The 12,033-nt window shown below is 42.4% G+C and carries 9 protein-coding genes; 7 read left to right on the forward strand and 2 right to left on the reverse strand.

The window, feature by feature from the left end; translation table 11 throughout:
• Positions 1-198 precede the first annotated feature (198 nt).
• Complete coding sequence (gene argA / locus AB4153_RS07240; protein WP_102526872.1) at positions 199-1,518, forward strand: amino-acid N-acetyltransferase; 1,320 nt, start codon at positions 199-201, stop codon at positions 1,516-1,518.
• A 116-nt stretch (positions 1,519-1,634) separates the two neighbouring features.
• Positions 1,635-2,156 carry a PH domain-containing protein gene (locus AB4153_RS07245; RefSeq protein WP_371996871.1) on the forward strand — a complete coding sequence of 174 codons (522 nt, stop codon included), beginning with the start codon at positions 1,635-1,637 and terminating at the stop codon, positions 2,154-2,156.
• A gap of 2 nt (positions 2,157-2,158) precedes the next feature.
• On the opposite strand, the gene rarD is transcribed toward AB4153_RS07245, so the two are convergent.
• The gene (rarD, locus tag AB4153_RS07250) at positions 2,159-3,055 is read right to left on the reverse strand and encodes an EamA family transporter RarD (protein WP_371996872.1); all 897 of its coding nucleotides are present in this window, start codon (positions 3,053-3,055) and stop codon (positions 2,159-2,161) included.
• A gap of 174 nt (positions 3,056-3,229) precedes the next feature.
• Positions 3,230-3,694, reverse strand: coding sequence for a thioesterase family protein (locus tag AB4153_RS07255; protein ID WP_102526836.1), 465 nt, complete (start codon positions 3,692-3,694; stop codon positions 3,230-3,232).
• Positions 3,695-4,162: 468 nt separating this feature from the next.
• Between AB4153_RS07255 and recQ the strand changes: the two genes are divergently transcribed.
• The 5 genes from recQ to leuD all read left to right on the forward strand — a co-directional run bounded on the left by recQ (position 4,163) and on the right by leuD (position 11,531).
• Positions 4,163-6,043 carry a DNA helicase RecQ gene (gene recQ / locus AB4153_RS07260; protein WP_102526837.1) on the forward strand — a complete coding sequence of 627 codons (1,881 nt, stop codon included), beginning with the start codon at positions 4,163-4,165 and terminating at the stop codon, positions 6,041-6,043.
• A 784-nt stretch (positions 6,044-6,827) separates the two neighbouring features.
• A complete protein-coding gene (gene leuA, locus AB4153_RS07265) occupies positions 6,828-8,396 on the forward strand; it encodes a 2-isopropylmalate synthase (RefSeq protein ID WP_102526838.1) in 1,569 nt (522 codons plus the stop codon).
• Complete coding sequence (gene leuB, locus AB4153_RS07270; protein WP_371996875.1) at positions 8,393-9,487, forward strand: 3-isopropylmalate dehydrogenase; 1,095 nt, start codon at positions 8,393-8,395, stop codon at positions 9,485-9,487. Before leuA ends, leuB begins: the two co-directional genes overlap by 4 nt.
• A complete protein-coding gene (leuC, locus tag AB4153_RS07275; protein WP_102526840.1) occupies positions 9,487-10,902 on the forward strand; it encodes a 3-isopropylmalate dehydratase large subunit in 1,416 nt (471 codons plus the stop codon). The genes leuB and leuC overlap by 1 nt, the downstream gene beginning before the upstream one ends.
• A 23-nt stretch (positions 10,903-10,925) precedes the next feature.
• Complete coding sequence (leuD, locus tag AB4153_RS07280) at positions 10,926-11,531, forward strand: 3-isopropylmalate dehydratase small subunit (RefSeq protein ID WP_102526841.1); 606 nt, start codon at positions 10,926-10,928, stop codon at positions 11,529-11,531.
• Positions 11,532-12,033 lie beyond the last annotated feature (502 nt).

The raw sequence follows: 12,033 nt of genomic DNA on the forward strand, positions 1-12,033 counted from the left end.
TGAATAGAGTGGAGATGATTGAGCAGTAAATTGTTAGCCGTAATCAATAAGTATTCACTCATAAAAGAATAAAAAGTCTTAGATAGACCAACATAATGCTTTTAAAGTGAATTTAAATGCAATATTATTGATTAATTATATTGTTGGCGAATTCGCTAATGAAACCGATTAGTTTACTTGTTAGGGGTTAATGTGCCTTTGAGAACCACAGAACTTGTTGATGGCTTCCGTCATTCTGCGCCGTATGTCAACGTACATAGGGGTAAAACCTTTGTTGTCATGTTAGGCGGTGAAGCGCTATTACATAACCAGTTCCGCAGTATTTTAAACGATGTTGCGCTGCTGCATTCATTAGGCATTAAAGTGGTACTGGTGTATGGCGCTAGGCCGCAGATTGATGCAGCGCTTCATGACGCAAACATTGAACCTAGTTATCACAACGGCGTTCGTATTACTGATGAAGACTCGCTAAAGGTCATTAAACAAGTCGCGGGTGCGGTGCAGTTTGATATTACCGCTCGGTTATCAATGAGCCTTGGCAATACGCCGATGCAAAATGCGCAAATTAACTTAGTCAGTGGCAACTTTGTTATCGCACAGCCTCTAGGTATCGATGATGGTGTTGATTTTTGCCTAACGGGTAAAGTTCGTCGTATTGATACCCAAGGACTTGAGCGTCAGTTGAATAACAACTGTATTGTGTTGATGGGCCCTATGGCGGTCTCAGTGACTGGTGAGTGCTTTAATTTAACAGCGGAAGAGGTTGCCACCAAAGTTGCGATAAAATTGAAAGCAGACAAGATTATCGGCTTTAGTAGCACCCACGGTATTTTAGATCAAGCTGGTGAAGTGATTGCTGAGCTTATGCCAAATGGTGCGCAAACCATTTGGGATGAGATGAATCAAGCTGGGCAAGCTTGTGTGGGGACTATGGCGTTCTTAAAGGCCAGTATTGATGCTTGCAGAAACGGCGTTCCGCGTTGTCACTTAGTTAGTTATCTTGAAGATGGTACCTTACTGCAAGAGCTGTTCTCTCGTGAAGGTATTGGTACCCAAATTGTTACTGAAAGTGCTGAACGTTTAAGGCGGGCTAACATTGGCGATATCGGTGGGGTATTGGATTTAATCCGCCCATTAGAAGAGCAAGGTATTTTGGTGCGTCGGTCACGTGAGCAACTTGAAATGGAAATTGAACAGTTCATGCTGATTGAGCGTGACAGTTTAGTGATTGGTTGTGCGGCTTTGTATCCTTTTGAAGAAGACAATGCCGGTGAGTTTGCATGTTTAGTGGTGCACCCTGATTATCGCGATGCGGATCGTGGCAGTGTGTTATTGAATAACATTATTGGTCAGGCGAGAGTGCGCGGTTATTCACGCTTATTTGCATTAACCACGCGTAGTATTCATTGGTTCTTAGAACATGGCTTTAATATCGTTGAAGTTGATGCTTTGCCGAATGTGAAAAAACAGCTTTATAACTTTCAGCGTAAATCAAAAATTTTAGCGTTAGATTTATAAACCTAACAAATTTGACGTAATAAATGCCACTTCATGGTCATACATGGGTGGCATTTTTGTTATGCTCGACAAAACTATCAGCTCGCTATTAGCACTTATAAGCCTTTGGAATAATAATGAATATTGAACTTGCAGGACTCTCTAGTAATGCCATGGCGAATTTTATTGGCTTGTTAATTGGCTTAGTGCTGTTAACGATTTTGCTCAAAGTAAAAAAATTGCCGAGTGCGGCGTTTTATTCAAGCTTAGGGATCATTATTGCAGTTTTCGCTTTGTTTTCGGTCACCATGTATCAATCGAGCCAGTCAAGGGTATCGGTAAGTCAGTCGGGTGCTGTTGAGGTGAATATTCCATTATATGGTCAACACTTTGAGGCGGGCGAGGTGGATTTGCAGCAAGCGCAGTTAATAAACCTATCACAAGCGCCTCAATTCACCCCTAGTAGACGAACTAATGGATTGGGTCTGACTGGATACTCTTTAGGTTGGTTTACGCTTAAAAACGGCGATAAAGCCTTAGTATCGGTAACAACTATTGAAGGTGTGCTGCTTGTGCCAACTGACAAAGGGTATTCGCTATTATTGTCAGTGGAAAATCCGCAAGCAGCAATGGCTAGCATCACTGCGTTGCTAGATTAAGATTAAGTCTGCTTTAAACGTCGTCTGCGTTGCAGTGCCATGTCAGTGGTAAAGATCAGCAGTGCACTCCAAATAAAGCCGAAGGTAATGCCTTTTTCAATATCAAAGGGTTCGTTGTATAAGAATATCGCCAGCACAAACATGATACTTGGGCCGATATATTGGAAGAAGCCCAGCATGGATAATGGAATACGCATTGCAGCCCCTGCAAAACACAGGAGTGGCACAGTGGTGACAATACCGGCTGCGATAAGGGTTAAGTTCATCGTCAGAACATTGGTAAAGATGTTTGCTGTTGCCGTATCTAATGTCAGCATTAAATAGCCTAACGCCACAGGCAACAAAATCGCAGTTTCAACCAGCAAACCGGTTTTTGCATCAATGTTGACCTTTTTACGCAATAAGCCATAAAAACCAAAAGAACAGGCTAAAGCCAGTGATACCAGCGGAATTGAACCAAACGAGATAAGTTGGATCAGCACTCCAATACTGGCTAGCGCCACAGCCACCCATTGCAGTTTTCTAAGTCGCTCAGATAAGAACACCATGCCAAGTAACACATTGAATAATGGGTTAATAAAATAGCCTAAACTGGCATCTAGCATGTGGTCATTATTTATCGCCCAAATAAAAATCAGCCAGTTAACAGCAATCAGTACCGAGGTTACGGTTAACACCAGCAGTTGTTTGGGCTGTTTCAGAACGAGTTTCAGGCGCGAAAATCCACCGATAAACTGCATTAAGATAATGATAAAGAAAAATGACCACACAACACGGTGAGCCAAAGTTTCAAATGCAGACACATCGCTTAATAATTTAAAATAAAGCGGCGCAATTCCCCAAAGGAAATAGGCACAAATGGCAAGGGCAATGCCTTTACGGTGTTCAAGATCTTGCATGGAAACCAACTGCGCGGAAATAAAGAAAGGGCGATTGTAGGTTGCTCGGGATGATCACTCAAGTTATTAGCGTAATCATTTGTTTCATGATGTCTCTCAGGTACGTGATGAACTAGTGCAATATTACCCAAGTTCATCATATTAGCGCCTAGTTCCTTATATTAAACCATCACATTAGCCGACCATATAAGTGCCCGTGCCAAATGCTAAATGGGTGCCTTCTTCGTTATGCAGTTCCATACGGCATACTGAAACGCGGTTTCCTGAGCGAATAACACAACCTGTGCCTGTGAATACTTCACCGCGACCAGGGCGTAAAAAGTCTACACGCATGTCGATGGTACCTAAGGTGGTTAAGCGTTTTTCTAATTGCTCTATTGTCCAATCTTCTCGACTTGAAACTAACCCAGCAAATGCGGTTAACCCGCCAACCACATCGAGCAAGGTGGCTGTGACACCGCCATGGAGAATATTTTGATGTATATTGCCGATGAGTTCAGGCTTCATTCGAATGACAACTTCAACACCCTCAGTGTCGTAGCGTTTAATGTCTAATCCTAAAAGATTATGAAATGGCACATGCTTATCAAAAATTTCAGCCACTTGTTTTAGGGCATTTAATTGAACTTCCGTGGTCATAGATAGCCTTTTTATTGTTATTTTATCTGTAAAAACATGCTTTTAATTAGCTAGGGTCTATTGAACTTTTCTGGTTGAATTTTGTTCGAAATAAAAGCGTTTTAATCGAGGCGGATGAATTGATGCCTAGTCATCTAAGCAAAATTTATCCAACAAAGAGTAAAACGCTTTTAGTCGAACCCTTCGGGCAGCGTTTGTTGGTTATTTTTACTGCGGTATCGACTTATTATGTAGAATAACTACACTACAAAGTCTCTGCCTTGCGACCTTGATGCATAGAATGGCCAACAACTCGCTGTAAAAACAACCTTGAAAGATCAATAGACCCTAGAGTATTTAATCTAACTTAATTAGCTTTATAAAATCAATGATGCATATTTGAGCAGTTAAAGCTGGCTTAATCATATTGAGTCGAGACATCTGCACTGCAGTGCTTTAAAATGATGCTTCTTATCTGCAGCCCAATAGATGGATAGCCCTATTTCCAGTTCAAGCTCAAGCCAAGCGATAGATCAAATCGACATTGCCCCCGCTGATTCTCAACATGAGTCGCAGGATGTGCTTGGGCATCAGTTACAACAAATTTTTGGTTACCGTGATTTTCGCGAAGGGCAACGAGAGATTATTGAGCAGACACTAAGTGGTCAAGATACCTTGGTGATTATGCCTACGGGTGGCGGCAAGAGTATGTGCTACCAGCTGCCAGCATTAATTCTTCCGGGTTTAACTGTTGTTGTTTCTCCTTTGATTTCCTTGATGAAAGATCAAGTTGATAGCTTAACGCAATCGGGCGTTGCAGCCGCTTATTTGAACTCTTCTCTTCCGCGCGATGAAACCGTGGCTATTTTACGTCGTCTTCATCAAGGCGAAATTAAATTACTCTATGTCTCTCCTGAGCGTTTATTAAGACCTGACTTTATCGAGCGCTTACATGAACTCAATGTGTCATTATTTGCTATTGATGAAGCGCATTGTATCAGCCAGTGGGGACATGACTTTAGACCTGAGTACGCCGCACTTGGGCAGTTAAAACAGATATTTCCTTATATTCCTTTGATGGCACTAACGGCCACCGCAGATCAAGCGACCCGAGACAGCATTTGTCAGCGCCTGCAAATTCAGCCGTTTTGTCTTTTATCGAGCTTTGATAGACCGAATATTCGATATACCGTGGTTGAAAAACTCAATGCTGCCAATCAACTTAAGCAATTTTTACAATTGCAAAAAGGCAGTAATGGCATCATTTACTGCAGTAGTCGTCGCCGAGTCGACGAAGTCGCTGACAGGCTAAAACTGCAAGGTTTTAGTGCTGCGGCATATCATGCGGGCATGACTCAAGAAGAGCGCATTGATATTCAGGATAAGTTTTTAAAAGACAAAATTGACATTGTGGTCGCAACGGTTGCGTTTGGTATGGGGATTAACAAGTCCAATGTTCGCTTTGTGGTGCATTACGATATTCCCAAAAGTGTCGAATCTTACTATCAAGAAACCGGCCGTGCTGGGCGTGATGGCTTAGATGCCGAAGCGTATATGTTGTTTGACCCGGCAGATATTGGCCGAGTAAAACATCTGATTGAGCAATCAGAGCCAGGGCCACAGCAAGATGTTGAGTTTCATAAAATGAATACCATGGCGGCTTTTGCTGAAGCGCAAACTTGTCGTCGCCAAGTGTTATTGCATTACTTTGACGAAAGCGCAGATAAGCCTTGCGGTAACTGTGACGTTTGTATTGATCCGCCAAAGCGCTATGACGGTACTGAAGATGCAAAGAAAGTCCTTTCTTGTATCTTTAGACTTAATCAACACTTTGGTGTTAATCAGGTGATTGATGTACTGCGCGGCTCAAAAGCCGCGAATGTGATGGACCGAGGTCATAATAAGTTATCGACTTGGGGCATTGGCAAAGAGCATAGTCATGAATATTGGTTATCGGTTACTCGTCAGCTCATTCATCGTGGACTGGCTAGCCAAGATATCACTCGAGGTTCATCGGTTAAGTTAAACGAGTCAGCAAGACCAGTATTAAGAGGCGATGTGACTTTGCAGCTAGCTGAGCCACGTATTCAGTTAGTGACCACCAAGCGCCGTTCGAGTTCATCACGTGCACCACAACAATATGATCGCAAATTGTTTGCTCGTCTTAAGTTACTGCGTCGTGAGTTAGCTGAAGAACATGATGTGCCACCTTACTTGGTGTTTAATGACGCAACCTTAGCCGAAATGTCGGCCATGGTGCCGACCAGTGCTGGCGAGATGTTGGCGGTCAATGGTGTCGGTGAACGTAAATTAAGCCGTTTCGGTAATGCGTTTTTAGATGAAATCAGTCAATACCTGATTGAGAACTAGTCCTTTCGCCTTTTATGGTGCCTTTGCTAATGTCCTTCCATAAAATGAACCCTTTAAAGAACACTAAAGGCTGCGTTGTCACTCCTGAACCAATGTTTTAATTCTCGAACGATACTCACTTCTAAAAATTCTTTCTTGTGACTTACAGTAATAGCAATCAGATTAAGTTTATTTCATATTTTATATAATCAAAATGATGGATGCTTGTTCAATTTTTTTATGCAAATTTTATCCGTTGCTAACTTGGTTGTTTTTCAATGTAAAACTGAGTAAAAATAAATGCTTAAATCACTGTATATCAAGCTTTACGCTTAGTTGTTGTGTTCAAAAAGATTGGTTTTACTCCATTTATGCTAAGCAAACCTAAGGTATTCTCTTAACCAATGGTAAAAAGATGAATAAATTGGGGTTGACACAGCAGGCTGGTCACGTTAAAAAGTGGGTATAGAAAAATTTAATTTAAGAATAATTAGTTAACTTTAATGAATATTTATAGTGGTAACATTCTCCTAGGTCTCCTTCTTCTCTTACGCAATATTTGCGCGGAGTCCTTTGTGTTACTTGCTAAATAAGTTTACTGGCATTCACAAACCCCGCGCTAACAGCCGCGGGGTTTTTTGTTTCTAGAACCGATTGATTTTAAAAACAGACCAATTAAAGCAACAAATTGAACGAACAAATACAGCTAACGAATTGGATTTAAGCACGACCAGAAAGATGGGATTAAATCGTTAGCTAAGCGAACAAACTTTTACTTGAACAATAGGTTCGATGGAGAAAACTGATGTCCAATAGAGTCATAATATTTGATACTACATTGAGAGACGGCGAGCAGGCGTTAGCAGCGAGTTTAACGGTCAAAGAAAAACTGCAAATCGCACTGGCGCTTGAACGTTTAGGTGTTGATGTTATGGAAGTCGGTTTTCCTGTTTCATCACCTGGTGATTTCCAGTCGGTACAAACTATTGCGAAGACAATTAAAAATAGCCGCGTGTGTGCTTTGTCCCGTGCATTAGAAAAAGATATCGATGCTGCAGCGCAAGCAATGTCTGTTGCAGATCAGTTCCGTATTCACACCTTTATTTCAACTTCAACGATTCACGTAGAGAGCAAATTAAAGCGCTCTTTTGATGATGTACTAGAAATGGCCGTGAGCGCGGTTAAATATGCGCGCCGTTTTACTGATGATGTTGAGTTTTCTTGTGAAGATGCTGGACGTACACCAATTGATAACTTGTGCCGCATGGTAGAGCAAGCAATTAAAGCAGGCGCGCGCACGATTAATATTCCTGACACTGTGGGCTACACAGTACCAAGTGAGTTTGGTGGCATCATTCAAACTTTATTCAACCGTGTCCCAAATATCGACCAAGCGGTTATCTCAGTGCATTGTCATGATGACTTAGGTTTATCGGTTGCTAACTCGATTACTGCCGTTGAACACGGCGCACGTCAAATTGAATGTACTGTTAACGGTATTGGTGAGCGTGCAGGTAACTGTTCATTAGAAGAAATCGCGATGATCCTTGCTACGCGCAAGAATTTGCTAGGGCTTGAAAGCAATATCAATGCAAAAGAAATCCACCGCACCTCATCGCTTGTCAGTCAGTTATGTAATATGCCAATCCAAGCTAATAAAGCGGTGGTGGGCACCAATGCATTCTCTCATTCTTCAGGTATTCACCAAGATGGCATGCTTAAAGCGAAAAATACCTACGAGATTATGACGCCAGAAAGCATTGGTTTAAATCGTAATAACTTAAACATGACCTCTCGTTCAGGCCGTCACGTGATTAAGCACCGTATGGAAGAAATGGGCTACAAGGCAACTGATTACGATATGGATACCTTGTACGAACAGTTTTTAAACTTGGCAGATAAAAAAGGCCAAGTGTTTGATTACGATCTTGAAGCATTGGTGTTTATGGAAGCGCAATCTCAAGACGATGATAACTATTCATTAGAGCACCTAATGGTGCATTCAGATTCGACAGAAGGTGTCGCAACGGCAACGGTTCGCATCATCGTGGATGGTAAAGAAATTACAGAGGCTGCGACCGGTAACGGTCCAGTTGATGCGGCGTATAACGCGATAGCTCGCGCTACTGGTCGCACCATCAATATTACTAATTACAAATTAGGTGCAAAAGGCGAAGGCCAAAATGCATTAGGTCAAGTGGATATAACTGCTGAGTACAATAAGCAGACATTCCACGGTGTTGGTCTAGCGACAGATGTGGTTGAGTCTTCAGCACAAGCATTAGTGCATGTGATGAATTTGACATACCGCGCAGATAAGGTCGCCAATTATAAACAACAGATTCATAAAGATAGGGAGTTAGGTGGAGTATGAGTTATCAAGTAGCAGTATTAGCAGGTGATGGTATTGGTCCAGAAGTTATGGCTGAAGCACGTAAGGTGTTAAAAGAAGTTGAAGCCAGATTTGAACTAGACATTGAATATGCTGAGTACGATGTCGGTGGTATCGCCATTGATAACCATGGTTGTCCGCTGCCTGATTCGACCCTTAAGGGGTGTGAAGCTTCTGACGCAGTATTGTTTGGTAGTGTCGGTGGTCCTAAGTGGGAGCATTTAGCACCAAACGATCAGCCTGAACGTGGCGCACTTTTACCATTACGTGGTCACTTTGATTTATTCTGTAATTTACGCCCAGCCAAACTGCATGCAGGCCTTGAGCATATGTCTCCGCTGCGCAGCGATATTTCATCTCGCGGGTTTGATGTGCTTTGTGTACGTGAATTAACTGGCGGTATTTATTTTGGTAAGCCAAAAGGGCGCCAGGGTGAAGGCGCTGATGAAGAAGCCTTCGATACTATGCGTTACAGCCGCCGTGAAATCGAACGTATTGCACGTATTGCATTTGAAGCCGCCCAAGGTCGCAGTAAAAAAGTCACTTCGGTAGATAAAGCCAATGTACTTGCGTGTTCAGTGCTATGGCGTGAAGTGGTTGAAGGCGTGGCGAAAGATTTTCCTGATGTTGAGCTTGAGCATATCTACATTGATAACGCGACAATGCAGTTATTACGTCGTCCGAATGAATTTGACGTGATGTTATGTTCAAACTTATTTGGCGACATCATTTCAGATGAAATTGCCATGTTAACCGGCTCTATGGGCTTATTGTCATCAGCCAGTTTAAACAGTTCAGGTTTTGGTATGTATGAGCCTGCTGGTGGCAGTGCACCTGATATCGCAGGACAAGGTATTGCAAACCCTGTGGCGCAAATTTTATCGGCGGCATTGTTACTTCGTCACAGTTTAAAACTTGAAGATGCAGCTAGTGCAATTGAACGTGCGGTGAGTAAAGCATTGTCGGCAGGGTATTTGACCGGTGAGTTATTAAGTAGCGATGAGCGTCACAATGCGAAATCGACCTCAGAAATGGGCAACTTTATCGCAAATGCTGTTAAGGAAGGTGTCTAATGGCCAATCAAGTTTCAGCGCAAACCTTATATGAAAAAGTATGGGATGCTCATGTGTTAGCTTCGCCAGAAGCAGAAGCGCCGATTATTTATGTGGATCGTCATTTGGTACATGAGGTGACGTCACCACAAGCTTTTAGTGGGTTGAAAACGGCGGGTAGAAAACTACGTGCGCCAGAAAAAACCTTTGCGACTATGGATCATAATATCTCTACCTTGAGCGCAAGCTTAGATGCCATGAGCCCAATGGCGCGTATTCAAGTGGAAACCTTAGCGCAAAACTGTAAAGAGTTTGGCGTCAAGCTTTACGATATTCACCATCCAAACCAAGGTATTGTCCATGTGATGGGCCCAGAACTTGGGATTACCTTGCCGGGTACAGTCATTGTGTGTGGTGATTCTCATACCGCAACCCATGGTGCTTTTGGGGCATTAGCATTTGGTATTGGTACCTCTGAAGTTGAACATGTATTAGCCACGCAAACCCTGCGTCAACTTAAAGCGAAAACCATGAAAGTGGAAGTACGTGGCAATGTAACCGAAGGGATTACTGCTAAAGACATCGTACTCGCTATCATTGGTCGCTTAGGCATGGATGGCGGCACAGGCTATGTTGTCGAGTTTTGTGGTGAAGCCATTGAAGCTTTATCAATGGAAGGCCGCATGACCTTATGTAACATGGCCATCGAAATGGGCGCTAAAGCGGGTATGGTTGCACCCGATCAAACCACGTTTGATTATCTTGAAGGCCGTGAGTTTTCACCTAAAGGTGATGACTGGGAACAAGCCGTAAAAGATTGGACTGCACTGAAAACAGATGCAGGTGCTCAGTTTGATGCTGAAGTTGTATTGGAAGCTGCAGATATTGCCCCGCAATTAACTTGGGGTACTAACCCAGGCCAAGTCGTGCCTATTGATGCAGAAGTGCCAAACCCAGCCACAGAGTCTAATGCCACTGTACGTGGCAGTATGGAAAAAGCACTAAAGTACATTGGCCTAACGTCAGGGACTAAAATGGTCGATATTCCAATTAATAAGGTGTTTATCGGATCGTGTACTAACTCCCGTATCGAGGATTTACGTGCTGCTGCTTATCATGCAAAAGATCGCAAGGTTGCTGATGGCGTTGTGGCGATTGTGGTGCCGGGCTCTGGTCAAGTTAAGCTACAAGCTGAAGCTGAAGGCTTAGATAAAGTGTTCCTAGAAGCAGGGTTTGAATGGCGCTTACCGGGCTGCTCAATGTGTTTAGCAATGAATGATGACCGTTTAGAAGCGGGCGATCGCTGCGCATCAACCAGTAATCGTAACTTCGAAGGTCGACAAGGCCGTGGTAGTCGAACTCACTTAGTGAGCCCAGCTATGGCAGCCGCAGCTGCTATTGCTGGTCACTTTGTTGATATTCGTAAGCCTTACTAACGGTCAAGCAAAAGGACAAACAGATGCAAGCTTTTACAGAACACACAGGCTTAGCGGTTGCTATTGATAGTGCCAACATCGATACCGATCAAATTATTCCTAAGCAGTTTTTATCGAAAGTGACTCGCGACGGTTTTGGAGTGCATTTATTCCATGACTGGCGTTATTTAGATGAAGCGGGTGAGCAAGATAACCCAACATTTTCGCTGAATTTACCTCGCTATAAAGGTGCGTCAGTCCTTTTAGCACAAGAAAACTTTGGTTGTGGCTCGAGTCGTGAACATGCGCCATGGGCATTAGCAGATTTCGGTTTACGAGTGGTTATTGCACCGACATTTGCGGATATTTTTTACGGTAATTCAATCAACAATGGTTTGTTGCCTGTCAAACTTACCCATGAGCAAGTTAATCAGCTCATGGCTGAAGTGGAGGCGAGTGAAGGTGCGGAGATTACGGTGAACTTAGAATCACTCACTGTGACTTCACCGTCAGGCAGTGTGTTTAGTTTCACTATTGCAGAATCAGCAAGACATAAACTATTAAATGGATTAGATGCGATTGGCTTAACGCTTGAATATGCTCAAGCAATTACTGAATATGAAGCCGCTATTCCAGCTTGGCGTGGTTAGTTTTATGACTTAAATACGCTTTTAAAAGTCATTCCATTATAAAATGGAATATTGAGCGTACACGTGTACCAAGATTATATTGGACAAAGCCTCTACTGCTATCAGTCGAGGCTTTTTTATTGGTATCATAAAATAGTTGTACTTTATCTTACTGTATTTAAAGGTTTAATATTTGTATTGGTGTCTTTTGTTAAAAGCTTAGCTGAATTCACTGGCAGTTTAAGCGAACCAGTGTTTTACATTTTTAACTTTATATCCATATGAAAAATAACAGTTTAACTATTGTTTTGTTTTTGTATCGTACCAAGCTTAGCGAATAATTTTTTGAAAACGCATCATTTTCATTAAAAATTGTGTGATACACGTCACTTAAAATGTTTCTTAATTATCAAAATGTAGTTATTTACTCTGTTTTAAGGCTTTTGGTTGTAAATTTATTCTGCATCAGTAAACTTGCCGCGATTTCAAATTGAGCAATTGCTCTAATGATGTAAGAGATTAG

The sequence above is a fragment of the Shewanella sp. 10N.286.52.E4 genome, assembly GCF_041468785.1.
Classification (GTDB): domain Bacteria; phylum Pseudomonadota; class Gammaproteobacteria; order Enterobacterales; family Shewanellaceae; genus Shewanella; species Shewanella electrodiphila.